Consider the following 25,909-nt stretch of genomic DNA (forward strand, 5'->3'; position numbering starts at 1 on the left):
CTCCCGTCAGGATGCGCGCGCCCGGCCCGCGGCCGCCCGGCCGATGACCACACGCATGATTTCGTTGCTGCCCTCAAGAATTCGGTGCACCCGCAGGTCGCGGACGATCTTCTCCAGCCCGTACTCCCGCAGATAGCCGTAGCCGCCGTGCAATTGCAGCGCTTGGTCGGCGACCTCGAAGCACGCGTCGGTGACGTAGCGCTTGGCCATCGCGCACAGCTCGACCCGATCGGGATGGTCGTCGTCGAGAGCTGTTGCGGCGCGCCACAACAAGGTGCGCGACGTCTGCAGCGCGGTGGCCATGTCGGCCAGCGTGAAGCGGATCGTCGGCTCGTCGAGCAGTGCGCCGCCGAACGCCTGCCGGTCTGCGAGGTAGGAGACGGCCTTGTCGTAGGCGGCCTGTGCGCCGCCGAGCGAGCAGGCGGCGATGTTGATGCGGCCGCCGTTGAGGCCCTTCATCGCGATGCCGAAGCCGGTGCCCTCCTCACCGCCGAGCAGTGCGTCGGCGGGAACGCGGGCGCCCTCGAGGATGACCTGTGCCGTGGGCTGGGCGTTCCAGCCCATCTTCTCCTCGTTGGCGCCGAAGCTCAGGCCCGGCGTGTCCTTCGGAATGATGAACGCCGAGATCCCTTTCGGGCCTTCGCTTCCGGTGCGCGCCATGACGACATACACATCGGACTCGCCCGCACCGGAGATGAATTGCTTGACACCGTCGAGCACCCACTCATCGCCCGAGCGCACCGCTTTGGTGCGCAGAGCGGACGCGTCGGACCCCGCGCCCGGCTCCGTCAAGCAGTAGCTCGCGATGGCGTCCATCGACGCCAGCTTCGGCACCCACGTCTTGCGCTGCTCGTCGGTGCCGAAGCTGTCCACCATCCAGGCGCACATGTTGTGGATCGACAGGAACGCCGCCACGGTCGGATCGGCCGATGCCAGCTTCTCGAATATGCGCACCGCGTCGATACGGCGAAGCTCGCTGCCGCCGACGTCGTCACGGCAGTAGATGGCCGCCATCCCGAGCTCGGCGGCCTCCCGCAACACATCGGTGGGGAAGTGATGCGTCGCATCCCATTCGAGAGCGTTTGGCGCCAGCCGCTTTTCGGCGAACGCGGCTGCTGTCTCGGCGATGACGCGCTCGTCGTCGTCCAACCCGAAGTAATCCACAGTTGTCTGCTCCTCGCGCGAGCGCTCGTCGGCGGTGTTAGTTCATCGTGGGAATGACGAACTCGGCGCCATCCTTGATGCCCGACGGCCAGCGCTCGGTGACGGTCTTGACCTTGGTGTAGAACTGGATCGACGCGGGCCCGTGCTGGTTGAGATCGCCGAAGCCGGAGCGCTTCCAGCCGCCAAAGGTGTGGTAGGCCACCGGAACCGGGATCGGCACGTTGACGCCGACCATGCCGACCTGCACGCGGGACACGAAATCGCGGGCCGCGTCGCCGTCGCGGGTGAAGATCGCGACACCGTTGCCGTACTCGTGCTTCGTCGGAAGACTCAGCGCTTCTTCGTAATCCTTGGCGCGCACGATGCACAGCACCGGCCCGAAGATCTCGTCGGTGTAGATCGACATGTCGGTGGTGACGTGGTCGAACAGCGTCGGGCCGATAAAGAAGCCCTTCTCCAGGCTCTGATCATCGAACGTCAGTTCATCGGTGGCGCGTTCGCGGCCGTCGACCACCAGATCGGCGCCGGACTCGACGCCCTGACCGATGTAGTCACGGACGCGCTCCAACGCGGCGCCGGTGACCAGCGGGCCGTAGTCGGCCTTGGGGTCGAGGCTGTGGCCGACACGAAGCTGGTTGACGCGCTCAACCAGCCTGTTGCGCAAGCGGTTTGCCGTCTCTTCACCAACGGGGACGGCGACGCTGATCGCCATGCAGCGCTCGCCGGCGCTGCCGTAGCCGGCGCCGATGAGCGCGTCGACGGCCTGGTCGAGGTCGGCGTCGGGCATGACGATCATGTGGTTCTTGGCGCCGCCGAAGCACTGGCTGCGCTTCCCGTGGGCCGCGGCGGTCGAGTAGATGTACTGCGCGATGTCGGAGCTGCCGACGAAGCCGACGGCCTGGATGTCGGGGTGGGTCAGGATCGCGTCGACGGCTTCCTTGTCGCCCTGCACGACCTGGAAGACGCCTGCTGGCAGGCCGGCTTCGAGGAAGAGTTCGGCGAGACGCAGCGGAACGGAGGGGTCGCGCTCAGAAGGCTTGAGGATGAACGCGTTTCCGCACGCGAGCGCGGGTCCGGCCTTCCACAGCGGGATCATCGCAGGGAAGTTGAACGGGGTGATGCCGGCGACGACACCGAGCGGCTGCCGGATCGAGTAGACGTCGATGCCACCGCCCGCGCCCTCGGTGAACTCGCCCTTGAGCAGGTGCGGGATGCCGATCGCGAACTCGATGACCTCAATGCCGCGTTGGATGTCGCCCTTGGAGTCGGCGACGGTCTTGCCGTGCTCCATGCTGAGGAGCTCCGCTAGTTCTTCGACGTGCTCATTGACCAGTGCGATGAACTTCATCATCACGCGGGCGCGGCGCTGCGGGTTCCAGGCGGCCCACTCCTTCTGTGCCTCGACAGCCGAGGCGACCGCGGTGTCGACGTCGGCCTTGCTGGCGAGCAGAACCTCGGCCTGCACCTCGCCGGTGCTCGGGTTCAGGACGCCGGCGGTGCGCGTGGACGCCAGCTCGCTGCGCTTGCCGTCGATGAAGTGGGGGATCCGTGTGGACATGCTCAAGCCTTCCAAAAGCGACCGCCTATAGATACTTGGATATCCTAGTAATGGGTGTCGGGCATTGGCAAGGGCCGCAGGGCAAGCTGTCGGTCATGCATCTGCTCAGCTCGCTGGCCGGCGCCGACGGCCGCGTGTTCGGCCGACAGAAGATCCGGCTGCTGCGCATCTACCTCGCGGCCACGACATTCCTGTACGCCTACGGGGTCACCTTCACGCTGTTCCCCGTCCGAACGGACCTGGAGTTCGCCAACCCGGCCGGCGGGATCGCCGCGATCGTGCTCGGAATCGCCGCGTTGGGGTACCTCGCGTTCAGCCCGCAGAACTCCGGGCCCGCACTGGCGGCCGCCATCGTCGCGACACCGCTGGTGATCGCGTTCCACGTCACGTTGACCTCGATCTACGTCTGCATGACCGCGTCGATGTTCCTTGCGATGTATGTGCGTGCGTTCTACTCACCCCGCCGGGCGGCGGTGCTGATCGCGCTGCTGACCGGGGCTGTCCTCGCAGCCGTCGCCGTCTCTCCCGCGCCCCATGTCGGGGTGATCACGTTCCTGATCATCGCCGTCGCGATCGTCGGCACCGCGGAGTCGTTCGGAATTGTGATGCGCGCACTGCTGACCGCGGCGTGCACCGATCCGATGACCGGTCTGTTCAACCGGGCGGGCTGGGAGATCGCCACCGCGGAACTGCTGACCGGTCGGCGGCCCCAGTCGGACGTCGTCACAGTGGTCGCGCTGGACATTGACAAGCTCAAGCACCTCAACGACACCTACGGGCATGACGCCGGCGACCGTCGCATCACCGAATACGCGACCGCGTGGCGCGCCGCGGCGCCGCGCGGAGCGATTCTGGCCCGGCTCGGGGGCGACGAGTTCGCTGGGTGCATCGCCGCGCGCGACGGTGTCGCGGAGACGTTCGTGCAGACGATTCGCGCGTCGACGCCGGAAGTCAGCATCGGCACCGCAACCGGGCGGACCCGTGAGATCGATATCCCACGCCTGCTGCGCCAGGCGGACGAGGTGCTCTACGCGAGCCGCGGCAAGCCGCTGCGCGACGCGGAAGGCTCTTAGCTCCAGGTGGGTAGCAGGCTCGCGGCCTCGAGCTCCGCGAACGGTGGTGCGGCCCGGTCGCGGTCGGACAGGATCAGCTCACCGGAGAACCAGGACGACCAGTCGATGCCCAGGGCAGGGTCGAGCGGATCGACGGTGTGCTCGCGGGCCGGGTCGTAGCCGGACGAACACAGATAGGTGACCGTTGAATCGTCGTCCAACGACAGGAACGCGTGCCCGAGTCCCTCGGCCAGGTACACGGCGCGGTGCTCCCGGTCATCGAGCGTCACCGCGTCCCACCGACCGAACGTCGGCGACCCGACCCGGATGTCGACGACGACGTCGACGATCGAACCCCGTACGCACGTCACGTACTTCGCCTGGCCGGGTGGTACCGCGGCGAAATGCACACCCCGCAGGACCCCCGCTTTCGACACCGAACAGTTGGCCTGGAACACATCCAGCCGGTGCCCGGTGACCGCGGTGAACGACTCATCGGTGAACCACTCGAGAAACGCGCCCCGCGAATCGCTGTGCACGACCGGCGTGAACTCCCACGAACCGGGGATCGCGAGCTCGCGGACCTTCACTGGGCACGCCCCTCGTAGGCCTTCTCGACACCGTCTTTGATTGGCCCCCACCAGGATTCGTTGTCCCGGTACCACGCGATCGTGTCCCGCAGGCCCGCCTCGAAATCGGTGTGCGCGGGGCGCCAGCCGAGTTCGTCGCGCAGCGGGGACGCGTCGATGGCGTACCGCAGGTCGTGCCCCTGCCGGTCGACGACATGCTCGAAGTCGTCGGGGGAGCGATCCATGAGTCGCAGGATCGTCTGCATCACCGACAGGTTGTCGCGTTCACCGTCGGCGCCGATCAGATAGGTGCGGCCGATCGTCCCGTGTGTCAGGATCCGCCACACCGCGCTGTTGTGGTCGTCGACGTGAATCCAGTCCCGCACGTTCGCGCCGGTGCCGTACAGCTTCGGTCGTCTGCCCGTCAGCACATTCGTGATCTGTCGTGGGATGAACTTCTCGACGTGCTGGAACGGGCCGTAGTTGTTGGAGCAGTTCGACAGCGTCGCCGCGACGTTGTAGGACCTCACCCACGCGCGCACCAGCAGGTCGGCGGCGGCTTTGGTCGACGAGTACGGACTCGACGGGTTGTATGGCGTCGTCTCGGTGAAACGCGAGGAATCTCCGAGGGGGAGGTCCCCGTACACCTCGTCGGTCGAAATGTGGTGCAGGCGAACCATTCTGGAGGCAGACGCGTGGCGTACGGCCTCCAGGATCGTGAACGTCCCGAGCACGTTGGAATGGACGAACGGTTCAGGATCGGCCAGCGCATTGTCGACGTGCGTCTCCGCGGCGAAGTGGACAACCGCATCCGATTCGGCGACGAGTGCACCGACCAGGGCGGCGTCGGTGATGTCGCCCTGCACCAGCTGGATCTCGGAATCCACGTCGGCCAACGCTTCCCGGCTACCCGCATACGTCAGCGAATCCAGCACCGTGACACGCACGCCGGGGTGCTCACGCACGGCGTTGCGGACGAAATTGGCGCCGATAAACCCCGCACCACCGGTTATCAGCAACCGCATGAACAGTGACCCTATCTATCGCAATCCGGCTTGGAACCGCGTGCCCTGTGTTCTCCTATGACCTGGTCCGTCCTGACGGGGTGCGGCTCCGGCGACGACAAGTCCGGTGAGTCTTCCGCAACCTCATCTGCCGCCTCGTCGTCGGCCGAGACGACGACCGCCGAGGCCACCGAGACCAGCGCTGCCGCCCCCGCGGACAAGCAGACCGTCGGCGAGTACCTGACGGCCAACGGCGTCAGCCACACCATCGTCAAGGCCAACGAGCCGGGTGTGCCGAAGGTGGATCTGCCGATGCCCGAAGGCTGGGAGCCCATCCCGGACGCCGACCTCCCGCAGGACGCTTACGGCGCCATCTTCCTGTCCGCCGCCAAGGGCACGCCGAACCCGCCCGCCGTCATCGCCAGGATGGCGCGCCTGGAGGGCGGCGAGTTCGACGTCGCCACGATCCTCGAGCTCGTCCCGAACGCCGTCACCAAGCTGGACGGGTGGCAGGGCCCGTTGGTGGGCGAGCCCGCCGAGCTCGGCGGGTTCGAGGCGGTCGCCATTGCCGGGACCGCGCTCGTCGACGGAGCGCCGACCTTTGTGGCGCGCAAGGGCGTCGTCATCGAGGGGGCCGAGCACACCTACATGCTCGCCCTCGACGCTCAGGGGCCCGTCGAGCAGCAGGACGCCATCCTCGCGGCGATGACCACGATCGACAGCGGCACCACGATCACGCCTTGAGCGGCCCCGTCAGCTCCTCCAGCGTCGACAGCAGCTCGTCTTCGCCGCCGAGCACCTGAATCGCGACATGGTCCGCACCGGCGGCCAGGTGTTCGGAGAGCTTCGCAGCGATCTGGTCCGGCGATCCGTACGCGACGACGGCATCGATGAACCGGTCGCTGCCGGGACGCTCCAGGTCCTCCTCGGTGAATCCCAGCCGCTTCCAGTTGTTCACGTAGTTGGACAGGCCGAGATAGAAGTCGACGGTCCCGCGGCCGATCTCACGGGCCGCCTCCGCGTCGTTGGTCAGCACGACGGTGTGCTCGGGCGCGATGAACACTGTCGGGCCCAGTAATTCGCGTGCCTGCCCGGTGTGCACGGGTGTCGTCAGATACGGGTGCGCGCCTGCGCTGCGCTGCGCGGACAGTTGCAGCACCTGCGGGCCCAGCGCGGCGACCACGCGGCGGCTGGTCGGCACCTTCGCCGCATCCAGCTTGTCGAGGTAATCGACCAGCGCCTGGTAGGGCTTCGTGTACTCCTGAGTGTGCTCGGGATGCCCCACCCCGACGCCCAGCAGGAAGCGGCCGGGGAACGCCTTCTCGATGCGGTGGTAGGACTCGGCCACCTCGCCGGCGTCCGCCGTCCAGATGTTGACGATGCCGGTGGCGACCTGAAGCGTCTCGGTCTTCTCCAGGATCGGTTCGACGAACGCCAGATCGGCGGCGGGGGAGGCGCCCACCCACACCGCGCCGTAGCCGAGCTTCTCGATCTCCACCGCCTGCTCCGGCGACACCGGCTGCCCGGTCCACACGCCGTAACGGCCCAGTGCGGGCTTCAGCGACGGGCCACCGGAGTTGATCGCGGACTCGCTCATAGTTCCTTCATCCCTTCAGGCCCAACGGTCCGGCCAGCTCGGCCAGTGCAGGCACGAGTTTGGCTTCCCCGTTCTTACCTGTCAGCACCTGCACCGGTACGTGGTCGGCGCCGGCGTCGAGATGTTCCCGCAGCCGGGCCGCGATGGCGTCGACGGTCCCGTAGGCGACGACGGCGTCCACCAGACGGTCACTACCCGGTTTCGCCAGATCCTGATCACTGAATCCGAGGCGTTTCCAGCTGTTCAGGTAATTGGCCAGGTTCAGATAGACATCCAGAGCCTTGCGGCCGGTCTCGCGGGCCCTGTCGGGGTCGGTGGTCAGGATGACCTTGTGCTCGGGGGCCAGGAACGCTTCGGGACCGATCAGCTCGCGGGCCATGGCGGTGTGTTCGGGAGTGGTCAGATACGGGTGCGCACCGGCCGAGCGGTCCGCCGAGAGCTTGAGCACCCGCGGGCCGAGCGCGGCGACGACGCGCCGTCCACGCGGGACGCCGTACTCGTCGAGCTTGTCGAGGTACTCGATCAGGGCGTCGACGGGCTTGCGGTACTCCTGATGTGCCTCGGGGTGCCCGACTCCGATTCCGAGCAGGAAACGTCCGGGGTGTGCGGTCTCGATCCGGTGGAACGACTCGGCGACGGGGCCTGCCGCGGCAGTCCAGACGTTGACGATGCCGGTGGCCACCTTCAGCGTGGTGGTCGCGTCGAGGAGTGGCTCGACCCAGTCGAGCTCCGCGGGCGGCGATCCGCCGACCCACACGGCGCCGTAGCCCAGCGCCTCGATGTCCTTGGCCTGTTGCGGGGTGACCCCGCGGCCGAACGATCCGAACGTGCCCAGATCGGGCTTGGATTCACTCACTCGGCGAGGGCTTCGGTGTAGTTCTCCGGCGCAGGCGCTTCCAGCGGCAGACAGATGCTGAACGTGGTCTTCCCGGGCTGTGACTGCACCGACAGGTTGCCGTGGTGCTTCTCGACGATGATGCGCCAGGCCAGATCCAGGCCGAGTCCGGTGCCCTCGCCGAACGGTTTGGTCGTGAAGAACGGGGTGAAGATCCGCTCGATGATGTCCTCGGGGATGCCCGGACCGTCATCCTCGATCTCGACCCGGATGGTGTTCTCGTTCTCGCGCATCGTGCGCAGGGTCAGCGTGCCTTCGCCGCCCATCGCCTGAATCGCGTTGTCGATGATGTTCGTCCAGACCTGATTGAGATCGCCTGGGTAGCAAAGCAATTGGGGCAGTGACTTGTCGCAGTCCTTGACCAGCTTGACCGGGTTGTTCTTGCCGATCTTGTCGCCGAACATCATCAGCGTGCTGTGCAGCAATTCGTGCACGTCGGCGCTCTGGTACGGCGCGCGGTCCATCTGCGAGTACTGCTTGGCGCCGGCCAGCAGCGCCGAGATGCGCTTGGAGGCCTCGGCGATCTGGTTCATCAGCAGCTCGTTGTCGATCGTGTACTTCAGCCAGCCGATCGCGCCGGGCAGCGTCGCCGAACAGTCGACGTCGTCGACCGAGGCCTGTACTCGTTCGAGCCAGTCGACGTCGAGTCCGGCCTCCACGAACGTCGGCGCGTAATCCCACGCCGCCGAGATCCCGTGATCTTCGAGCCAGTCCCCGATCTGGTCCTCCCGGTCGGAGGTCTCCAGCGCGGTCAGCTCCTGCCCCTTCGACTTGGCGACCTGCTCGGCCACCTCGTCCTGAATGCTGATCAGAACCCGCAACGCCTCGGGCGTGAACTTGCCGTCGGCCAGCATCGCCAGCTTGTGCCGCATCTTGCCGACACCCTCGCGGAGGTCGGCGACAGCGCGGGCCGTCGCGCCCGCCGGGTTGTTGAGCTGATGGGTCAGACCCGCGGACAGCTGGCCGAGGGCCAGCAGCTTCTCGCGGGTGTCGATGATCTGGCGCTGCCGCATCCCGCCGACCATGTGGCCCTCCAGCAGGTGCACGGCCATCGGGAATTCCTTCTGCATGAACGTCGCGAACGCATTGGCGTCGAGCACGAAGAAGCGTGACGGCCGGGTTACCCGAACGGATGCTTGATAATTCTTGTCCTCGCCCGGCACGTAGGCCGACCACGCCCCGCAGTACACGCCGCGCTGCGACGTCCGGTTGGTCTCGAGATCGACGCCGCCCGAGCGTTTGGACATCACCAGCTCACCGTCGATGAGGACGTAGAAACACGTCGCCGGATCACCTTCGGTGCAGATCGGACCCGGCTCGAAGACCGCGATGTGGCCGTTGTCGCACAGGGTCTGCAGCTGTTCGTCGGTGAGCTTCTCGAACAGGAACAGGGTGCGAAGCTCGGTGGGCAGGCACTTTTCGCCCATGGCGGGATCCTTCCTATGGCCTGTCGGCAGCGAGCGTGTCGGGAGCCTGGAGTGGCAGTGAACAAATGAAACGCGTATCGCCGGGATTTGATTCCGCCCAGAGGCTGCCGAGGTGGCGGTCGACGATGCGCGCGGCGAGGTCGAGGCCCAGACCGGTGCCCTCGCCGAACGGTTTGGTGGTGAAGAACGGGTCGAAGACTAAAGCCAACACGTCGTCCGGGATGCCGGCGCCGTTGTCGCACACTTCGACCCGCACCCTGTCCTGGACGCGCCGGGTGCGCAGGGTGAGCACGCGCGGCACCTCCGATTCGGCGCCCATCGCGTCGAGGGCGTTGTGGATCAGGTTCGTCCACACCTGGTTCAGCTCGGCCGGGTAGCAGGGCAGCGGGGGTAGCGCGAGGTCGAAGTCGCGGACCACCGACACGCCCGCCCCGAGCCGGTGGGAGACCATCGACAGGGTCGCCTCCAGAAGCTCGTGGACGTCGACGACGTCGAACGGCGCGCGGTCGAGTTGCGTGTACTGCTTGGCCTGGTCGACCAGCGTCGAGATCCGCTTGGTCGAGTCGGTGATCTCGGTCAGCAGCAGCTCGGTCTCGGCCGTGCACGCGAGCCAGCGGATCACGGGGGTGAGGTCATCTGCGACGCAGCACGGGGACGCCGAGATCCGTTCCATCCAGTCGATGTCGAGGCCGGCCTCGGCGAAGATCGCGGCGTGCTCCCAGGCGTCCTCGACGCCGTGGTCGTCGAGCCACTGGCCGAGCGCTTCCTCCAGATCGGACTTCTCGACCGCGGTGAGGTCCTTGGGCTTGCCCGCCAATTCGGCGACCCGGTCCTGCAATTCGACGAGTGAGTCCATCGCCTCCGGCGCCACCGTGCGGGGCAGCTCCGCGCGGCGGTGCCGCATCCCGGCGATCTGGGTGCGCAGACCGTTGGCGGCCCGGACGGCGGCCGCCGCCGGATTGTTCAGCTCGTGGGTGAGCCCCGCGGTCATCTGGCCGAGCTGCACCAGCCGGTCGTGCGGCCCGAGGATGCGGCGTTGATGGAAGCGGCCGTGGGAGTGGCCGACGAGCAGGTGCGTCGCCATCGGGAACTCCGTGACGAGGAGGTTCCCCAGCGTGGTCGCCGGGATCGCCAGGACCCGCGACGGACGGGTCAGCGTGCCGGTGTTCTCGTAGGTGGTCGGCTCGTCGAGCAGGAACGCCGACCACGCCCCGAAATACGAGCCCGGGGTGTCCGCACGCCAGATGTCGATGTCGCGGGTGCCGGACCGCTTCGACAGCGCCACCTCACCGTCGAGCAGCACATAGAAGTAGTCGGCGGGCTCCCCCTCGCGGCAGAGCTCACCGGCGGGATAGGTGTCGACCCGGCCGTCTGCGCACAGCGTCATCAGCTGCGCGTCGGTCAGACCTTCGAAGATGAAGAGCCCGCGCAATTCGGACAGGTCGCACGTGCTCATGTCTCGGCCAGGTACCGGTGCACGAGCATCACCGCCATCGATCCTTCGCCGACGGCCGCCGCCACCCGCTTGGCCGACTCGGCGCGGACGTCGCCGGCCACGAACACCCCGGGAACGCTCGACTCTAGGTGGTGCGGTGGGCGTTCCAGCGTCCAGCCGCTGATGTCACGCAGGTCCGGTCCGGACACGATGAACCCGTGGTCGTCGCGGACGACGACACCGTCGAGCCATTCGGTGCGGGGTTCGGCGCCGATGAAGATGAACATCCGCCCGCACTGGTGTTCCTCGCGCTCACCGGTCTTGGTGTTCTCCAGGCAGATGCCTTCGAGGTGGCCGTCGCCCTTGACCGCATGCACGACGGTGTTGGGCATCTCCCTGATGTTGTCCTGCGCCCTGATCTGCTGGATCAGGTAATGCGACATCGAATCCTCGAGCGTGCGGCGGATGACGATGTTCACGGTCTTGGCGGTGCGGGCCAGGTACATCGCGGCCTGCCCGGCCGAGTTGGCGCCGCCGATGACGAACACCTCGTCGTTGTCGCAGTCCGAAGCCACCGACGCCGTCGCCCCGTAGTAGACGCCCGCGCCGGTCAGGCCGTCGCAGCCTTCCGCCGACAGCTGCCGGTACTCGACGCCCATTGCAAGGATCACCGCGCGGGTCCCGATGGTGCGACCGTCGGACAGGTGGATCGTGCGGGCGCTGCCGTCGACCTCCAGATGGGTCACCTCGGCCGCGGTGATCAGTTCGGCCTCGAACTTCTCGGCCTGGCGGCGGGCCCGCTCGGCCAGCTGCGCCCCGGAGAGTCCGTCGGGGAAGCCCAGATAGTTCTCGATGCGGGAGCTCTGCCCAGCCTGTCCGCCGGTGGCGGTGCGCTCGATGAGCACCGTCTTGAGACCCTCGGACGCCCCGTACACGGCGGCGGCCAGACCTGCGGGGCCACCGCCGATGACGACGAGGTCGTAGAAGTCGTCCGACGGGGTGGTGGTCAGGCCGAGGGTGGCGGCCAGCTCGGCGTCGGTCGGGTCGACCAGCGTCTCGCCCTGCTCGGTGATGACGATCGGCAGTGTCAGCCCGTCCTGGCCCGCGGCCTCCAGCAGCTGTGCGCCCTTGGCCTCGTCGGAGCGAAACCACGTGTAGTACAGGCGATTTCGGGCCAGGAACTCGCGCACCTCCGAGGATCGCGCGTTCCACGGGTGCCCGATGATCTTGGTGTGCGGGATCGCGCGGTCGCCCGTCGAGCGCCATGCATCGAGCAGTGCGTCGATCACCGGGTACAGCTTCTCCTCCGGCGGATCCCACGGCTTGAGCAGGTAGTGGTCCAGGTCGACGACGTTGATGGCGTCGATCGCGGCGTGCGTGTCGGCGTAGGCGGTGAGCAGCACGCGGCGGGCCATCGGGAAGATGTCCATCGCGGCTTCGAGGAACTCGATGCCGCTCATCTGCGGCATCCGGTAGTCGGCGACGAACACCGCCACCGTCTCCCCGCGCAACTTCAGTTCGTTCAGCGTCTCCAGCGCATCGGGGCCCGATTCCGCACGCACGATGCGGTACTTCTCGCCGTAATGCCGGCGCAGATCGCGCGCCACGGCACGCGACACCGCGGGGTCGTCGTCAACGGTCAAGATCACGGGTTTGCGGGGCTGGTGCTCAGGTCCAGTCATCACGATAAGTATGCGCCCGCTGTCCAGCGGGAATCTGGGTCAGGCCGGGCCGTTCTCCGTGGGCGCAACCGCCTGCTCAGGACTGCGGTTGAGCATCCCCGCGAGATCGATACCGGACGACTTCAGCGTCTCGACGATCTTGGCCACCGCGAGCGGGCTGACGCCGAGCAGACCGCCGAGGGCGTCCTGGGTGTCCGACGCGCCGCCGATGATCGACAGCCGTTCGATCTCCGAGAGGGGCATCGCCGCGGCCTCGGTCGCCTTGACCACCGACTGCAGTACGTCGGGCAGCGTCTGCAGGCGCGCGGCCTCGGGGGAGTAGGAATTCAGTGCGGCGGCGATCTCCTTCTTGCCTGCGGCCTCGGCGACCAGCCTGGCCTTGATGCCGTCGGCCTCGGCCTGGCGTTCGACGCGCAGCGCGTCCGCGGCGGCCTTTCTTGCGTCGGCGGCGGCTTGACCGGCCAGGATCGTGGCCTGGCGCTGGCCCTCGGCCCGGGCGATGTCGGCCGCGCGTTGTGCCTCGGCGGGGGCGATGACGTCGGCCTGCAGCGCCGCCTGCGACTGTTCGGCGCGGCGTTGCTCGACCTCGATGCGGGCCTGCACGCGTGCGGCCTCGGCCTGTTCGATCGCGATACCGACGTCCTTCTGCGCGCGGGCGTTGGCCAGCGGGCCGGCCTGATCGGCCTGCGCGTTCTCGGCTTCGGTCTGGGCGCGCAGCCGGGCCAGCTCGACGTCGCGCTTCTGGTTGGCCGTGGCGATCGCGGTATCGGCCTCGGCCTGGGCGATGGATCCCGCCTGCCGTGCCCGTGCCGACTGGATCTGCGCATCGCGCTCGGCTTCGGCGGTGCCGACGGTGGCGTCGCGCTTGACCTCGGCGATACGGCGCTGACCGAGGGACTTGAGGTAGTCGTTGGCGTCGGAGATGCCGGCGATCTTGAGGACGTCGACCTCCATGCCGATGCGGGCGAGGTCGCTGCCGGCCTCTTCGACGACGCTGCGGGCCAGGGTGTCGCGGTTGGAGTTGAGGTCCTCGACGGTCATGGTGGCGGTGATGCCGCGCAGGCTGCCCGCGAGGATCTCGTTGATCTGGCGCTGCAACTCGTTGAGGTCGGACGTCAGGAACCGCTGGACGGCGGTCTGGACGGCCTCGTCGGCGGACCCGATCCGCACCAGGCCGACGGCCTCGACGTTGACCGGAACGCCGTTGTTGGACAGCGCGTTCTGCAGGTTGATGCTGACGTTGAACGGCTCCAGGCTCATGATGTCGACGCGTTCGATGCCGGGGACCCGGAACCGCGCACCGCCGCGCACGACTTTCGGCGTGCCGCGTCCGGTGAACACCGCGACCTCGTTCGGCGGCACCTTGATGTAGTTCTTGACGTAGACGATCGGCAGCGCCACGAACAACAGCAGGCCGGCGACGACGGCGACGATGACGATCATCAGGAAGGACATTCGGGTCAGTTCCTTTCGGCGGTGGGCAGATCGGGGTCGAGGCCGGGGACGGTGACGACGTGGATGTAGTCGGCGTCGACGTCGGCGATGTAGACCTGGGTGGATTTGGCCAGCGTGGCGGGTTCGGCGGTGACCGCGCGGGCCCGGATCCGGTAGCCGTCGGGATCGACGAACGCCACCTCGCCCCACCCGTCGGTGGGGATGTCGAGGACGACGGTTCCGAGCAGCCCGATGTAGGAGTCCATACCGCGCAGGGAATTCGACTCCTGACGCCGCAGGTACGGCAGCAGGACCCCCTGCAGGGCGCCGATGAGCAGCAGGCCGCTCACCACGGCGACGACAGCCGAGCCGAGCGTGCCGAGTCCGGTCCAGGTGGCGATCAACCCGCCGGTGCCCGCGCCGAGAAGGCCGGCGGACAGGCTGGTCAGACTCAGGAAGGGCAGGCCGTCATGGCCGAACTCGACGTCGGTCAGCAGGACAGCGGCCAGTATCGCGACCCCTCCGACACCGAACGCGGCGAGATAGACCCACATCACAGGACGATCTTCGCACCCGAGCGGCACCCCGACCGCGCAGATTTTGGGCACAGGCCCGCTGCGAGTAACATGGATCAACGGTGCGACTTACGCGCCGACTTTTTGCGTGCCCCATCGGGAGAACCTGATTCCAGGGAATTCCCTAGATCCGGCTCACGTTTTCAAGTCGGATCGAAGGCTGCGCCGAGCAGGCCAGCAAGTCAGGTACGAAACGGAAGCAAGGATCGTTACAGAGTATGGCCAAAAAAGACGGTGCCATAGAGGTTGAGGGTCGTGTCGTCGAACCCCTGCCCAATGCGATGTTCCGCATTGAGCTGGAGAACGGACACAAGGTCCTCGCCCACATCAGCGGCAAGATGCGGCAGCACTACATCCGCATCCTCCCCGAGGATCGCGTGGTCGTGGAGCTCTCGCCCTACGACCTGTCTCGTGGCCGCATCGTCTACCGCTACAAGTGACGAGCGCTCGCGCGAGTCACCATTGAGCACCGCGTTCCGCACGACCCCAGAACAACCTCGAGAAGAAGGATCGACACAGCCGTGAAGGTGAACCCGAGCGTCAAGCCGATCTGCGACAAGTGCAGGGTGATCCGCCGGCACGGGCGGGTCATGGTGATCTGCTCCGATCCCCGCCACAAGCAGCGGCAGGGCTAAGAGTCCAGCCTCGACGCAGTACCCACAACTGAATGATGAACTCCCAGCACCACTGAGCGGATTGGCCGCTCGCACACGTCCGGCACGGAGGCCGGGCCCCGGCAAGAGACCGGGAACGGGCTGGGACAAGACCTCCGCAGAGAAGGAATGGCACACTCAATGGCACGTCTTATGGGTGTTGACCTCCCGCGCGACAAGCGCATGGAGATCGCACTGACCTACATCTACGGCGTCGGCCGTACCCGCTCCCAGGAGATCCTGGAAGCCACCGGTATCAGCCGGGAACTGCGCACCAAGGATCTGACCGACGATCAGGTCACCCAGCTGCGCGACTACATCGAGGGCAACCTCAAGGTGGAAGGTGATCTGCGCCGCGAGGTGCAGGCCGACATCCGTCGCAAGATCGAGATCGGCTGCTACCAGGGCTTGCGGCACCGCCGCGGTCTGCCGGTGCGCGGCCAGCGGACTAAGACCAATGCGCGCACCCGCAAGGGCCCGAAGCGCACCATCGCCGGCAAGAAGAAGGCCAGGTAACCCCGGATGGCACAGGCAAAGAAGGCAGGCGCCCCCAAGAAGGGGCAGAAGACCCGTCGCAGGGAAAAGAAGAACGTCCCGCACGGCGCCGCACACATCAAGAGCACGTTCAACAACACGATTGTGTCCATCACCGATCCTCAGGGCAACGTCATCGCCTGGGCCTCGTCGGGACATGTCGGCTTCAAGGGGTCGCGTAAGTCCACCCCGTTCGCCGCGCAGCTCGCTGCCGAGAACGCTGCCCGCAAGGCGCAGGAGCATGGCGTCAAGAAGGTCGACGTCTTCGTGAAGGGCCCGGGTTCGGGTCGCGAGACCGCCATCCGCTCGCTGCAGGCTGCAGGCCTCGAGGTGGGCGCGATCTCCGACGTCACACCGCAGCCGCACAACGGCTGCCGTCCGCCCAAGCGGCGCCGGGTCTAGGGAACAGGGAGAACTAGAAAATGGCTCGTTATACCGGACCCGTCACCCGCAAGTCGCGCCGTCTCGGCGTCGACCTCGTCGGTGGAGATCAGTCCTTCGAGAAGCGCCCCTACCCGCCCGGCCAGCACGGCCGCGCGCGGATCAAGGAGAGCGAATACCGCACCCAGCTGCAGGAGAAGCAGAAGGCCCGCTTCACCTACGGCGTCATGGAGAAGCAGTTCCGCCGTTACTACGAGGAGGCCAACCGCCTTCCCGGCAAGACCGGTGACAACCTGCTCCGCATCCTGGAGAGCCGGCTCGACAACGTCGTCTACCGCGCAGGCCTGGCCCGCACCCGCCGTATGGCGCGTCAGCTGGTCAGCCACGGCCACTTCACCGTCAACGGTGTGAAGGTCGATGTGCCCAGCTACCGGGTGGCGCAGTACGACATCATCGACATCAAGGACAAGTCGATCAACACCCTGCCCTTCGAGGTCTCCCGGCAGACTGCCGGCGAGCGCCCCATCCCGGGCTGGCTGCAGGTCGTCGGCGAACGTCAGCGCATCCTCGTGCACCAGCTGCCCGAGCGCGCGCAGATCGACGTCCCGCTGACCGAGCAGCTGATCGTCGAGCTCTACTCGAAGTAGTAAAGGTTGCCGCCATCCGGCGGTAGCTCACCTAACGGCATCAAATAGCGGTTGCCGAGAAGGAGAAACAAGAATGCTGATTTCTCAGCGCCCAGCACTCAGCGAAGAGGTCCTCGCCGAGAACCGGTCCCAGTTCGTCATCGAACCGCTGGAGCCCGGATTCGGTTACACCCTCGGCAATTCGCTGCGTCGCACGCTGCTGTCGTCCATCCCGGGCGCGGCGGTCACCAGCATCCGCATCGACGGTGTGCTGCACGAGTTCACCACCGTTCCCGGGGTGAAGGAAGACGTCACCGACATCATCCTGAACCTCAAGGGTCTGGTCGTGTCGTCCGAGGAAGACGAGCCGGTCACCATGTACCTGCGCAAGCAGGGACCGGGTGCGGTCACCGCGGGCGACATCGTCCCGCCCGCCAACGTCACGGTGCACAACCCGGACATGCACATCGCCACCCTGAACGACAAGGGCAAGCTCGAGGTCGAGCTGGTCGTCGAGCGCGGCCGCGGCTACGTGCCGGCCGTGCAGAACAAGGCCTCCGGCGCCGAGATCGGCCGTATCCCGGTCGATTCCATCTACAGCCCGGTCCTCAAGGTCACCTACAAGGTGGAGGCCACCCGTGTCGAGCAGCGCACCGACTTCGACAAGTTGATCCTCGACGTCGAGACCAAGAATTCGATCAGCCCGCGTGACGCTCTCGCTTCGGCGGGCGGCACGCTGGTCGAATTGTTCGGTCTGGCACGGGAACTCAATGCAGATTCCGAGCACATCGAGATCGGTCCCTCGCCTGCCGAGGCCGATCAGGCCGCGCACTTCGCGCTGCCGATCGACGACCTGGACCTGACGGTGCGGTCGTACAACTGCCTCAAGCGCGAGGGTGTGCACACGGTGGGTGAGCTCGTGGCCCGCACGGAGTCCGATCTGCTGGACATCCGCAACTTCGGCCAGAAGTCCATCGACGAGGTGAAGATCAAGCTGCATCAGCTCGGTCTCTCGCTGAAGGACAGCCCGGCCAGCTTCGACCCGTCCGAGGTCGCCGGCTACGACGTCGCCACCGGCACCTGGAACAGCGATGCCGGCTACGACCTGGACGACAACCAGGACTACGCCGAAACCGAACAGCTCTAACGAGATTCACCGTCCCGGCCCTACCTGATACGGGGGCCGGCCCCACAAGGAGATAGTCGCAATGCCCAAGCCCACCAAGGGTCCCCGTCTCGGCGGATCGTCCTCGCACCAGAAGGCGCTGCTGGCCAACCTGGCCACGTCGCTGTTCGAGCACGGCCGCATCAAGACGACCGAGCCGAAGGCACGGGCGCTGCGTCCGTACGCGGAGAAGCTCATCACCCACGCCAAGAAGGGCACGCTGCACAACCGGCGTGAGGTGATGAAGAAGATCCGCGACAAGGACATCGTCCACGTCCTGTTCGCCGAGATCGGCCCGTTTTTCGCCGATCGTGAGGGTGGCTACACCCGCATCATCAAGGTCGAGAACCGCAAGGGCGACAACGCCCCGATGGCGGTCATCGAGCTGGTGCGGGAGAAGACCGTGACCTCGGAGGCCAACCGCGCACGTCGCGCGGCCGGTGCTCAGAAGGTCGCGGCCGCAGCCGCGCCGCAGGCCGCTGTCGAGCCCGAGGTCACCGAAGGCCCGACTGCTGAAGAGGCCGAGGCTGTGGAGGAGACCCCGATCGCCGATGAGGCCGAGGTCGAGACCCCCGGCACCGTGTCCGAGGAAGCCGCCGAAGAGGCCGCCGAGTCAGCTGAGGACGAGAAGTCTGACGACAAGTAGTCATCGCATGAACGAACCCGCCACCGATTCCGGTGGCGGGTTTGTTCGTTTGCGGCTCGATATCGCTTACGACGGAACCGATTTCGCGGGATGGGCGGCGCAGGCCGGGCACCGCACGGTCGCGGGTGTCATCGACGACGCGTTGTCGACTATTTTCCGCACGCCGGTGCTGACGGGGGCCGCCGGCCGTACCGACTCGGGGGTGCACGCCACTGGGCAGGTCGCGCATGTCGACATCCCCGTCGATGCCGTCGCGCATGCCTATCCCCGGACCGTGCGCCCCGGGGAGTCAGAGTTCGGACCGCTCGTCCGTCGGCTGGCACGGATGCTGACCGAGGACGTCCGGATCCGCGACATCACCCGCGCCGCACCAGGTTTCGACGCCCGGTTCTCGGCGCTGCGCCGCCACTACGTCTACCGTCTGACGACGGCCGCGTTCGGCGCCGAGCCCGCCGAGGCGCGGTATGTCACGGCATGGCCCCGTGCGCTCGATGTCGACGCCATGGCCGAAGCCGCGCGGAACCTGTTGGGGCTGCGGAACTTCGCCGCCTTCTGTCGGCACCGCGAGGGCGCGACGACGATCCGGGAGTTGCAGCGGCTGGATTGTGTGCGCGTGGGCGACCGCGTCGAGGTGCACGTCAGCGCCGACGCGTTCTGCTGGAACATGGTGCGGTCTCTGGTGGGTGCGCTGCTGGCTGTCGGCGAGCACCGCCGCGACGCCGAATGGCTGGCGGCGCTGCTGGGCGAAACACACCGGTCCAGTGACTTCGCGGCGGCTCCGGCCCGGGGGCTGACGCTGGTCGGCGTGGACTATCCGGCCGATGACGCGCTCGTCGCGCGCAACGTCATCACGCGGGACCTTCGGACCGCCGACGAGATCGACCGCTAATGCTCGAGCCCAATGTGTCGTCGCGGTCGTCGATTACCCCTGCGGAGCCGGAGACGCCAGCCTTCGTGTCCAACTCGTCGAGATGGACTTTGCGGCTGCGCGCCGCGGGATCTTCGCAAATATCGCAGCCGCACGGATGATGTGGCGTTGAGCATCGCGGAGAGGGCTGTGCAGCAGACAGCTGTCAGATACGCGGAGCGATGAAGTCGGCGGCCTGGTTGACCATGCCCGCGCTGATGTAGGCGGGGGCGAGGTGGTCGGGCCAGTAGTCCTGCCAGTTCTCCGGATCGGTCGGGCTGCAGATCGGGTCGTCCCCATGGCACAGCTCGATGGTGCGTTCCCGGTACAGCGGATTGAAGTTCGCGATCGGGGCGACCCACGCGATGCCGTTGCCGAAGAGTGAGATCGCAGCGATGTGCTGATCGGCTCCGGGCGGCAGCGGTCTCTTGAACCCGAACGCCGCGAACGGAACGGCGAGCACCACGTCCGTCACGGCGGCACCGAGGGAGTAGCCGCCCAGCACCAGCCGGGTGTTGGGGCAGTTGGCCATGTTCCACTGGATGCGGTTGCTCATGTCGTTGGCGCCGATGTCGATCTCGGTGTCGGCGGGATACTTCACCGCGTAGAGCCCGATGTTCTTACCGGTCTTCGAGCGCAGCGCGCTGATCAAGGCGTTGCCGATCTGCCCCACGCCTGCGGGTTCGACACGGCCGCGGGCGAAGATCAGCTCGGCGTCGGGGCACGACTGCGCCGATGCCGCAGGAGGCAGGATCAGTGCGGCGACACCCATCACGAGCGCGGCGACGAGCGGGAGAACCCGGAATTTTCGCAACTGACCAATCACTGGGCCGATCCTAGTTGGCTGTCAGCATTCAGACCCGGCCTGCGGCGAAGCCGGCGGCCTGACCGATGAACGGGGAACGTTCGTAACTCGTATGGGCGAATGGATTACGGCCGTCTGAGCAGATCGGGTCGCCATCGGCACACAGGTCGAGCGCCTTCCCGGCGAACGAGCCACTGGACGACAGCGGAAGGCTGAACTTGGCCGAGGGGTTGCCGAACACCGCGACGGCGGCGACGTTGCCGTTCAGGCCGCCCGCCAGGGGAGGCGCGGAGCCGATGTTGCCGACCCTGTTGCCCAGCGGCGGGACGCCGGCGAGCATATCGACGACGGCCGCACCTTGCGAGTAGCCGCCGAGCACGATGCGTGTGCTGGGACACTGCGATGCCATGGTCGCGATGCGGTTGGCGGCGTCATTGGCGCCGTCGGCGGAGGTGAAGAAGTCGTACGTCGCGGGGTAGTTCACGCCGTACGTGCCGACGGTGCGACCACCCAGCTGGTTGCGGAGCTGGTCTGCGAGCGCCTGGCCGACGCGCCCGACACCGGCAGGCTCACTGGTTCCGCGGGCGAACACCACCTCGACATCGGGGCAGGGCTGGGCGGAAGCGGTGACAGCGGGCGCAACGGCCATCAGGGCCAACGGGGCCATCACAGCTGCTGCGGCCGCGAGAATCCGGCGGCTCGGTCGATCAGAATGCACAAGACACCGTAACACTTAGCTGACCTAGACGAGACCGGCGACGAACGCGGCGGCCTGGTCGGTGAAGCCGGCCGGACCGTAGTTGCTGTGCGCGGCGATGTTGTCGCCGGGTGAGCAGACCGGGTCGCCGGCGTTGCAGAGATCGATCGAGCGTGAACCCCACACCGGGCTGGCGGTGATCGGCAGGCCCACCTTGGTCGTCGGGTTGCCGAACAGTGCGATGGCCTTGACGAAATCGGGGGCGTTCGGCGGCAGCGGGTTGGTGAATCCGACGGCCGGGAACGGCACCGCGGCGATGACGTCCATGACGGCGGCGCCTTGCGAGTATCCACCGAGAACCAGGTGCGTGGCCGGGCAGTTGGCCATCATGTACTGGATGTGCGCGCTGGCGTCGTTAGCTCCGCCTGCGGCCGCGAGGAAGTCGAACGTCGCCGGGTAGACGACCGCGTACGAACCGACGGACCGTCCGCCGACGCGGCCCTGCAACGAGTTGACGAACGCTGATCCGACGCGGCCGAGGCCCGCTGGTTCGTCGGTGCCGCGGGCGAAGACGACCTCGATGTCCGGGCAGCCCTGCGCGTTCGCGGCCGGCGCCGTCACGGTCGGGGCGATGAGCAGGGCGGCGGCGGTGACGGCAGCGGCAGCGAACGCGGCGACCCTGCGCGGGCCGGCAACAAGATCGATCTTCACCCGACCGATGTTAGCTGGACTAGCGGCTGACCTCAGGGTGGATCGGTGCATCCGGCCATGTCAGCAGGTCTGTCTCGTCGACTTCGCTGCGGTCACCCTGGCGGGCCAGCGCCAACCCGACCAGCACGATCGCACCGCCGACGGCTTGGGTGACGCTCATGGCCTCGCCCAGCAGCACCCACGCGGCGAGCACGGCGAACATCACCTCGGACAGCCCGACCAGTGACGCGAACCGGGGCCGCAGCCGGGCGATGCCGACGATTCCGAGGGTGTAGGCGATGGCGGTCGGGATCAGCGCGAGCGCGACAACGGGCACGATCCACGATGTGGTCCAGCCCGCGATCACCGCGTCGTTGGCGGTGAAGGTCAGCGGCATGATCCCCGAGGCGCCGAGTGCGGCGACGGTGACGGCGCCGACGACGAGGCCGCCCGCGGCCAGCGTGATCGGGTGCACCGGAGCCTCGCCATAGGGGCCTTCGGTGCCGGCCTTGTCCGACATCAGGAAGTAGCAGGCCGCGCACACGGCCGCGGCCAACCCCCACCCGACACCGACGAGGTTGATGTGGGCGGCGGCAAGCCCGCCCGGCCCGAAGATGCCGAGTACCAACATGATTCCGGCGACGGCGAGCGCCACGCCTGCGAGTGTCAGGTTGGTGGGCCGCCTACGGGTGGTGGCCCACAGCCAGCCCACGACGAGGATCGGTGCGGTGTATTCGAGCAGGAGTGCGACGCCGACCGACAGATGTGAGACGGCGTTGTAGTAGAAGAGTTGGGCGCCGGCGATCGGCACGAGGCCGTAGAGGACGACGGTCTTGGCGTGCGTGCGCGCCTCGCGCAGCCAGCCTGGGCGCACGACGAAGGCGAACACTGCCATGGCGAGCGCCCCGGCGGCCAGTCGTGCCGTCACCGCGGCGGTCGGGGTCCAGCCGGCTTCCATCAATGCTTTCGCGAACGGACCTGACGAACCGAACGCAAAGGCGGAGCCGATCGCGAAGAGTAGGCCTGACCGAAAGTGGTCCGCCCGGGCGCGCGGGGTCTCGAGTGCGGTCATGGGGGAACACCTCCGTGGTCTGATAAGGGATGTCATGAGTAAAGTGAACGTTGGTCATGACGTTAGCCGAGAGGGGAGTCAGGAGTCAAATGCTTTTTACCCATGACACTGAGCTCACACTGCGTGCCGCGAGTGTCCTGATCAACAGCAACCGGGTCGACGGTGAGCAGATGGGCGACCTCGCCGCGCTCGACGAATATCTCCACGGGTTCGGGTGGACGGGCCGTCGCGACCATGACGCTGCCGAGCTGACGGCGGTACACCAGTTGCGCGAGCGGCTGGGCCGCATCTGGGAGTCCGCCGACGACGAGCCTCGTGCGGTCGGTCAGGTCAATGCGCTGCTGTCCGACACGAAGGCCTCGCCGTGGCTGACGCGGCATCCGGAGATGCCCGAGTGGCATCTGCACCTCGCGTCGATCCACGACCCGCTCTGGCAGCGGATGGGCGCCGAGATGGCCATGGCGCTGGCCGACCTGATCCGCGGCGGGGAACTGCGGAGGCTCAAGGTCTGCGCCGCGCCCGACTGCCACGCCACCCTTGTCGACCTGTCGCGCAACCGGTCGGGCAAGTTCTGCGACACCGGAAACTGCGGCAACCGCCAGCACGTCGCCGCCTACCGGGAACGCCGCTCCAACAAGTGATCTGACCCCTCAGGCGCCGCCGTTACGCTGGCCGAGGGGGAGTGATGGCACAACCGACGACACGGCTGGAGGTCAGCGGACACCGCTTCATGGCGCGCAGGATGGACCACGCGCTGGTGCGCGGTGATACCCGCATGCTCGACGATCCGCTTCGCGCCCAATCGCTTTCGTTGGTGGCCGGGGCTGTGCTGGCGGTGATCGGCGTCGCCGTGTGCGCGGTGCTCGCGTTCATTCGTCCGGGTGGAGAGGTCGGTGACGCGCCCATCGTCGTCGTGCGTGAGTCGGGGGCGATGTTCGTGAGTGTCGAGGACATGCTGCACCCGGTGTTCAATCTCGCCTCGGCGCGGCTCATCGTCGGGCAGGCGGCGCAGCCCCGCGTGGTGTCACAGAGGGCGGTGGATCGCGTCGAGCGCGGGCCGATGATGGGCATTCCCGTTGCGCCGGATCAGATCTCGACACCGTTGGCTGCCGAGGACGCCCACTGGTTGGTGTGTGACGATCAGGACGGTTCCACGTCGGTGATCGCCGGTCCGGTCACCCCGGACGGGGTGGGTCCTGGGCGCAGCGTGCTGGTCACGCCACGCGGGGAGAGCGCGGCAATCACCTACCTCCTGTACGGCGGCTGGCGGGCCAGGGTCGATCTGCGGCACGCCGCCGTGGTGCGGGCTCTGCGCATCGACGGCGTTGTCCCGCAACCGGTGTCACCGTCGGTGCTCGCGGCCATCCCCGAGGCGCCCGCAATCGAGCCTCCGCGCATCGCCGAACTCGGCACGGCGGGAATTGTTGGTGACCACCCCGTGGGCACGGTCCTGCGCTCCGGCGACGACCTTTTCGTCGTCCTCGTCGACGGTCTCCAGCGCATCGGTCAGGTGGCCGCGGATCTGATCCGCTACACGGACGCGCGTGCCGGCGCGGAGATCCCCACCCTGTCCGGTGATGCCGTCGGGGCCGTGCCCGTCGTCACGACACTGCCGGTGACGACGTACCCGCAGAGCGCGGGGGTCACGACGGAACCCGTCATCTGCGCGCAATGGGACCACGATGTCACCGAAGGTCGTTCGCACACCCGAGTTCTCGTGGGGGAGCAGATACCGCGCGTCGCGGCGTCTGTCGTGTTGGCGCAGGCCGACGGCGAGGGGCCGGCTGTGGACTCCGTCGCCGTCCCGACGGGACGTAGCGTGTTCGTGCGGTCCGTCGCGCTCACCGGCGACGGCAGGACCTCGGGATCGCTGTTCCTGGTCGCGGACACCGGTGTGCGGTACGGGATCCGCGACGACGAGAGCGCGGCGGCCCTCGGACTGGCGGATGTCCCGGCCCCTGCGCCATGGCCGGTTCTCGCTGTGCTGCCGCGCGGACCCGAGCTCAGCCGCGGCGGCGCATCAGTCGTCAGAGACGGCCTCGACGCGGCGCCGTAACCGGGCAACGGCGGCCGACAGTGCCGCGACGGTAACCGTCAGTGCGAAACAGATGGCCGCGCCGTCGATCGCCTTGCGCAGAGGTGCGGATTCGGCAGCCGTCGCCGTGGCGGTTCTGATCGGCACCGCCACAGACGGTGCGGCCGATGTCGCGCCGGGACCGCTGACCGCCGCCAGCGGATCGACAACACCGTGGCCGACGACGGGATTCCATGCCGACGATGAATGGTGTGCAGTGTCCTCGATGCGCTGCATGACCTGTCGCGCGGTCAATTCGGGGAACCGGGCCCGAACCATGGCGGCGACCGCGCTCACGACGGGCGCCGCATAGCTGGTGCCCGAGAGCGGCGCGCCAGCCGGGGACACACCGGCCAATCCGTCGCCCGCCGACGCCAGCGACACGACGTTCTCGCCCGGGGCGGCGACGTCCACCCACGGCCCGGCCAGGCTGAAATCGGACGGCGCGCCGTCGGCGCCGACGGATCCGACCGTCAGCACCAGGCCGTCGTACCACGCCGGACTCACCACCACGGCGACCTCGTCTGCGCTCGGGGTTTCTCGGGGATTGTGTTCCAGACACTGACCCGGACCGCCGACGTTTCCTGCCGCGGCCACCACGACGACGTTCTTCAGCTCGACCGCGTACGACAGCGCCGCTCCCAGTTCCTGGTCGTCGAGTTCGGCTCCCACGGGTACACACGCGACGGTCGAGATGTTGATGACCGTCGCGCCGAGATCGGCTGCGGTTCGGACGGCCGCCGCCAGCGACGCGACGTCGCCGACGCCGGTTGCGCCTGGATCGTCGATCGCGTGGAACTTATTGCTGGACTGGCGGATCGACAACACCGACACGTCCGGCGCGACGCCGGAGAAGCCGCCGGGATCGGCGGAGTCGGGCGTGGCGCCGATGATTCCTGCGACGATCGTGCCATGACCGTCGCAGTCGGCGGTGCCATCGTGGTGGGAGACATAGTCTCCGCCGGCCACCAGGTGCGGCAGCCGGCGATGACGGGCCACCCCCGTGTCGATCACGGCGACCGTCTGCCCGGCGCCCCGCGTCAACGCCCAGACACTGGGCAGGTCCAGTCCGGTCAGCTGACCCGCGGCGGCGGTGGGCTCGGGCGGAGCGACGACACAGGTGGCGAACTGCGCGGTCGGGCTGGCCGGGGCGGCCGGGCCCGCGGCGGGAAGCCTGTGCTCGTCGATCGGGGGTGGGCTGACCGCGCCGGCCACAGCGGAAGACTGCGCGATCGTCAACGCCGTCACCATGAGCACCCGCGATGCC

General features: G+C 67.6%; 28 protein-coding genes. 12 read left to right on the top strand and 16 right to left on the bottom strand.

Annotated elements, in window-relative coordinates; genetic code table 11:
- Window positions 1-6 precede the first annotated feature (6 nt).
- Both P9A17_RS05185 and P9A17_RS05190 read right to left on the bottom strand, forming a co-directional pair.
- A complete protein-coding gene (locus P9A17_RS05185) occupies window positions 7-1,164 on the bottom strand; it encodes an acyl-CoA dehydrogenase family protein (protein ID WP_278037519.1) in 1,158 nt (385 codons plus the stop codon).
- A 37-nt stretch (window positions 1,165-1,201) separates the two neighbouring features.
- Window positions 1,202-2,722 carry a CoA-acylating methylmalonate-semialdehyde dehydrogenase gene (locus P9A17_RS05190; RefSeq protein WP_278037520.1) on the bottom strand — a complete coding sequence of 507 codons (1,521 nt, stop codon included), beginning with the start codon at window positions 2,720-2,722 and terminating at the stop codon, window positions 1,202-1,204.
- A gap of 50 nt (window positions 2,723-2,772) precedes the next feature.
- Between P9A17_RS05190 and P9A17_RS05195 the strand changes: the two genes are divergently transcribed.
- On the top strand, window positions 2,773-3,795 hold the full coding sequence (locus P9A17_RS05195) for a GGDEF domain-containing protein (protein WP_278037521.1): 1,023 nt from the start codon (window positions 2,773-2,775) through the stop codon (window positions 3,793-3,795).
- Here the strand turns inward: P9A17_RS05195 and rfbC are convergent.
- Both rfbC and rfbB read right to left on the bottom strand, forming a co-directional pair.
- Window positions 3,792-4,364, bottom strand: a complete 573-nt coding sequence (rfbC, locus tag P9A17_RS05200; protein ID WP_278037522.1) for a dTDP-4-dehydrorhamnose 3,5-epimerase — start codon at window positions 4,362-4,364, stop codon at window positions 3,792-3,794. The two genes, P9A17_RS05195 and rfbC, sit on opposite strands and share 4 nt — an antisense overlap.
- Complete coding sequence (rfbB, locus tag P9A17_RS05205) at window positions 4,361-5,368, bottom strand: dTDP-glucose 4,6-dehydratase (RefSeq protein ID WP_278037523.1); 1,008 nt, start codon at window positions 5,366-5,368, stop codon at window positions 4,361-4,363. The genes rfbC and rfbB overlap by 4 nt, the downstream gene beginning before the upstream one ends.
- A 57-nt stretch (window positions 5,369-5,425) precedes the next feature.
- Between rfbB and P9A17_RS05210 the strand changes: the two genes are divergently transcribed.
- Window positions 5,426-6,091: an LpqN/LpqT family lipoprotein gene (locus P9A17_RS05210; RefSeq protein ID WP_278037524.1), complete on the top strand. Its 666-nt coding sequence runs from the start codon at window positions 5,426-5,428 to the stop codon at window positions 6,089-6,091.
- On the opposite strand, the gene P9A17_RS05215 is transcribed toward P9A17_RS05210, so the two are convergent.
- Genes P9A17_RS05215 through P9A17_RS05245 form a run of 7 tightly spaced genes read right to left on the bottom strand, consistent with a single transcriptional unit; the run spans window position 6,081 to window position 14,371 of the window.
- A complete protein-coding gene (locus P9A17_RS05215; RefSeq protein ID WP_278037525.1) occupies window positions 6,081-6,944 on the bottom strand; it encodes an LLM class F420-dependent oxidoreductase in 864 nt (287 codons plus the stop codon). The two genes, P9A17_RS05210 and P9A17_RS05215, sit on opposite strands and share 11 nt — an antisense overlap.
- Window positions 6,945-6,951: 7 nt before the next feature.
- Window positions 6,952-7,800 carry an LLM class F420-dependent oxidoreductase gene (locus P9A17_RS05220; RefSeq protein WP_278037526.1) on the bottom strand — a complete coding sequence of 283 codons (849 nt, stop codon included), beginning with the start codon at window positions 7,798-7,800 and terminating at the stop codon, window positions 6,952-6,954.
- Window positions 7,797-9,266 (bottom strand): ATP-binding protein, encoded by a 1,470-nt coding sequence (locus P9A17_RS05225; protein ID WP_278037527.1) that lies wholly within the window; start codon window positions 9,264-9,266, stop codon window positions 7,797-7,799. Before P9A17_RS05225 ends, P9A17_RS05220 begins: the two co-directional genes overlap by 4 nt.
- 13 nt (window positions 9,267-9,279) lie before the next feature.
- Window positions 9,280-10,722: an ATP-binding protein gene (locus tag P9A17_RS05230; protein WP_278037528.1), complete on the bottom strand. Its 1,443-nt coding sequence runs from the start codon at window positions 10,720-10,722 to the stop codon at window positions 9,280-9,282.
- Window positions 10,719-12,383, bottom strand: a complete 1,665-nt coding sequence (locus P9A17_RS05235; protein WP_278037529.1) for an FAD-dependent oxidoreductase — start codon at window positions 12,381-12,383, stop codon at window positions 10,719-10,721. Before P9A17_RS05235 ends, P9A17_RS05230 begins: the two co-directional genes overlap by 4 nt.
- 39 nt (window positions 12,384-12,422) lie before the next feature.
- Window positions 12,423-13,838: a flotillin family protein gene (locus P9A17_RS05240; protein WP_278037530.1), complete on the bottom strand. Its 1,416-nt coding sequence runs from the start codon at window positions 13,836-13,838 to the stop codon at window positions 12,423-12,425.
- Between the two features lie 5 nt (window positions 13,839-13,843).
- Window positions 13,844-14,371 carry a hypothetical protein gene (locus P9A17_RS05245; RefSeq protein ID WP_278037531.1) on the bottom strand — a complete coding sequence of 176 codons (528 nt, stop codon included), beginning with the start codon at window positions 14,369-14,371 and terminating at the stop codon, window positions 13,844-13,846.
- Window positions 14,372-14,610: 239 nt separating this feature from the next.
- Between P9A17_RS05245 and infA the strand changes: the two genes are divergently transcribed.
- The 8 genes from infA (at window position 14,611) to truA (ending at window position 19,286) form a co-directional block, all read left to right on the top strand.
- Window positions 14,611-14,832: a translation initiation factor IF-1 gene (infA, locus tag P9A17_RS05250; RefSeq protein WP_003418601.1), complete on the top strand. Its 222-nt coding sequence runs from the start codon at window positions 14,611-14,613 to the stop codon at window positions 14,830-14,832.
- An 81-nt stretch (window positions 14,833-14,913) separates the two neighbouring features.
- The gene (gene rpmJ, locus P9A17_RS05255) at window positions 14,914-15,027 is read left to right on the top strand and encodes a 50S ribosomal protein L36 (protein WP_003879483.1); all 114 of its coding nucleotides are present in this window, start codon (window positions 14,914-14,916) and stop codon (window positions 15,025-15,027) included.
- A 159-nt stretch (window positions 15,028-15,186) separates the two neighbouring features.
- Window positions 15,187-15,561 carry a 30S ribosomal protein S13 gene (gene rpsM / locus P9A17_RS05260; protein ID WP_278037532.1) on the top strand — a complete coding sequence of 125 codons (375 nt, stop codon included), beginning with the start codon at window positions 15,187-15,189 and terminating at the stop codon, window positions 15,559-15,561.
- 6 nt (window positions 15,562-15,567) lie between these two features.
- Window positions 15,568-15,981, top strand: a complete 414-nt coding sequence (rpsK, locus tag P9A17_RS05265; RefSeq protein WP_024446247.1) for a 30S ribosomal protein S11 — start codon at window positions 15,568-15,570, stop codon at window positions 15,979-15,981.
- A 20-nt stretch (window positions 15,982-16,001) separates the two neighbouring features.
- Entirely contained in the window at window positions 16,002-16,607 is a 606-nt protein-coding gene (gene rpsD / locus P9A17_RS05270) for a 30S ribosomal protein S4 (protein ID WP_183467165.1), read from the top strand.
- Window positions 16,608-16,680: 73 nt separating this feature from the next.
- Complete coding sequence (locus P9A17_RS05275) at window positions 16,681-17,733, top strand: DNA-directed RNA polymerase subunit alpha (RefSeq protein ID WP_278037533.1); 1,053 nt, start codon at window positions 16,681-16,683, stop codon at window positions 17,731-17,733.
- A 61-nt stretch (window positions 17,734-17,794) separates the two neighbouring features.
- Window positions 17,795-18,397: a 50S ribosomal protein L17 gene (rplQ, locus tag P9A17_RS05280; protein WP_278037534.1), complete on the top strand. Its 603-nt coding sequence runs from the start codon at window positions 17,795-17,797 to the stop codon at window positions 18,395-18,397.
- A 7-nt stretch (window positions 18,398-18,404) separates the two neighbouring features.
- Entirely contained in the window at window positions 18,405-19,286 is an 882-nt protein-coding gene (truA, locus tag P9A17_RS05285) for a tRNA pseudouridine(38-40) synthase TruA (RefSeq protein ID WP_278037535.1), read from the top strand.
- 184 nt (window positions 19,287-19,470) lie between these two features.
- On the opposite strand, the gene P9A17_RS05290 is transcribed toward truA, so the two are convergent.
- From P9A17_RS05290 to P9A17_RS05305, 4 genes are all read right to left on the bottom strand, one after another.
- A complete protein-coding gene (locus P9A17_RS05290) occupies window positions 19,471-20,130 on the bottom strand; it encodes a cutinase family protein (protein ID WP_278037536.1) in 660 nt (219 codons plus the stop codon).
- A 28-nt stretch (window positions 20,131-20,158) separates the two neighbouring features.
- Window positions 20,159-20,776 (bottom strand): cutinase family protein, encoded by a 618-nt coding sequence (locus P9A17_RS05295; RefSeq protein ID WP_278037537.1) that lies wholly within the window; start codon window positions 20,774-20,776, stop codon window positions 20,159-20,161.
- Between the two features lie 75 nt (window positions 20,777-20,851).
- A complete protein-coding gene (locus P9A17_RS05300; RefSeq protein ID WP_278037538.1) occupies window positions 20,852-21,517 on the bottom strand; it encodes a cutinase family protein in 666 nt (221 codons plus the stop codon).
- A gap of 19 nt (window positions 21,518-21,536) precedes the next feature.
- On the bottom strand, window positions 21,537-22,568 hold the full coding sequence (locus P9A17_RS05305; RefSeq protein WP_278037539.1) for an EamA family transporter: 1,032 nt from the start codon (window positions 22,566-22,568) through the stop codon (window positions 21,537-21,539).
- An 89-nt stretch (window positions 22,569-22,657) separates the two neighbouring features.
- On the opposite strand from P9A17_RS05305, the gene P9A17_RS05310 reads away from it, so the two are divergent.
- Window positions 22,658-23,209 (top strand): CGNR zinc finger domain-containing protein, encoded by a 552-nt coding sequence (locus P9A17_RS05310; protein ID WP_278037540.1) that lies wholly within the window; start codon window positions 22,658-22,660, stop codon window positions 23,207-23,209.
- 44 nt (window positions 23,210-23,253) lie between these two features.
- The gene (gene eccB / locus P9A17_RS05315; protein ID WP_278037541.1) at window positions 23,254-24,624 is read left to right on the top strand and encodes a type VII secretion protein EccB; all 1,371 of its coding nucleotides are present in this window, start codon (window positions 23,254-23,256) and stop codon (window positions 24,622-24,624) included.
- Here eccB and mycP read toward each other — a convergent pair.
- The gene (mycP, locus tag P9A17_RS05320; RefSeq protein ID WP_278038611.1) at window positions 24,589-25,893 is read right to left on the bottom strand and encodes a type VII secretion-associated serine protease mycosin; all 1,305 of its coding nucleotides are present in this window, start codon (window positions 25,891-25,893) and stop codon (window positions 24,589-24,591) included. The two genes, eccB and mycP, sit on opposite strands and share 36 nt — an antisense overlap.
- Between the last annotated feature and the right edge of the window lie 16 nt (window positions 25,894-25,909).

Source organism: Mycobacterium sp. 236(2023), assembly GCF_029623955.1.
Lineage (GTDB): Bacteria > Actinomycetota > Actinomycetes > Mycobacteriales > Mycobacteriaceae > Mycobacterium.

Coding starts and splice junctions, on each gene's coding strand:
- P9A17_RS05190 (WP_278037520.1), bottom strand. CDS start 2,722: ATGTCCACACGGATCCCCCACTTCATCGACGGCAAGCGCAGCGAGCTG.
- P9A17_RS05195 (WP_278037521.1), top strand. CDS start 2,773: ATGGGTGTCGGGCATTGGCAAGGGCCGCAGGGCAAGCTGTCGGTCATG.
- rfbB (WP_278037523.1), bottom strand. CDS start 5,368: ATGCGGTTGCTGATAACCGGTGGTGCGGGGTTTATCGGCGCCAATTTC.
- P9A17_RS05210 (WP_278037524.1), top strand. CDS start 5,426: ATGACCTGGTCCGTCCTGACGGGGTGCGGCTCCGGCGACGACAAGTCC.
- P9A17_RS05215 (WP_278037525.1), bottom strand. CDS start 6,944: ATGAGCGAGTCCGCGATCAACTCCGGTGGCCCGTCGCTGAAGCCCGCA.
- P9A17_RS05225 (WP_278037527.1), bottom strand. CDS start 9,266: ATGGGCGAAAAGTGCCTGCCCACCGAGCTTCGCACCCTGTTCCTGTTC.
- P9A17_RS05230 (WP_278037528.1), bottom strand. CDS start 10,722: ATGAGCACGTGCGACCTGTCCGAATTGCGCGGGCTCTTCATCTTCGAA.
- P9A17_RS05235 (WP_278037529.1), bottom strand. CDS start 12,383: ATGACTGGACCTGAGCACCAGCCCCGCAAACCCGTGATCTTGACCGTT.
- P9A17_RS05240 (WP_278037530.1), bottom strand. CDS start 13,838: ATGTCCTTCCTGATGATCGTCATCGTCGCCGTCGTCGCCGGCCTGCTG.
- P9A17_RS05245 (WP_278037531.1), bottom strand. CDS start 14,371: ATGTGGGTCTATCTCGCCGCGTTCGGTGTCGGAGGGGTCGCGATACTG.
- infA (WP_003418601.1), top strand. CDS start 14,611: ATGGCCAAAAAAGACGGTGCCATAGAGGTTGAGGGTCGTGTCGTCGAA.
- rpsM (WP_278037532.1), top strand. CDS start 15,187: ATGGCACGTCTTATGGGTGTTGACCTCCCGCGCGACAAGCGCATGGAG.
- rpsK (WP_024446247.1), top strand. CDS start 15,568: ATGGCACAGGCAAAGAAGGCAGGCGCCCCCAAGAAGGGGCAGAAGACC.
- rpsD (WP_183467165.1), top strand. CDS start 16,002: ATGGCTCGTTATACCGGACCCGTCACCCGCAAGTCGCGCCGTCTCGGC.
- P9A17_RS05275 (WP_278037533.1), top strand. CDS start 16,681: ATGCTGATTTCTCAGCGCCCAGCACTCAGCGAAGAGGTCCTCGCCGAG.
- rplQ (WP_278037534.1), top strand. CDS start 17,795: ATGCCCAAGCCCACCAAGGGTCCCCGTCTCGGCGGATCGTCCTCGCAC.
- truA (WP_278037535.1), top strand. CDS start 18,405: ATGAACGAACCCGCCACCGATTCCGGTGGCGGGTTTGTTCGTTTGCGG.
- P9A17_RS05295 (WP_278037537.1), bottom strand. CDS start 20,776: ATGGCCCCGTTGGCCCTGATGGCCGTTGCGCCCGCTGTCACCGCTTCC.
- P9A17_RS05305 (WP_278037539.1), bottom strand. CDS start 22,568: ATGACCGCACTCGAGACCCCGCGCGCCCGGGCGGACCACTTTCGGTCA.
- P9A17_RS05310 (WP_278037540.1), top strand. CDS start 22,658: ATGCTTTTTACCCATGACACTGAGCTCACACTGCGTGCCGCGAGTGTC.
- eccB (WP_278037541.1), top strand. CDS start 23,254: ATGGCACAACCGACGACACGGCTGGAGGTCAGCGGACACCGCTTCATG.
- mycP (WP_278038611.1), bottom strand. CDS start 25,893: ATGGTGACGGCGTTGACGATCGCGCAGTCTTCCGCTGTGGCCGGCGCG.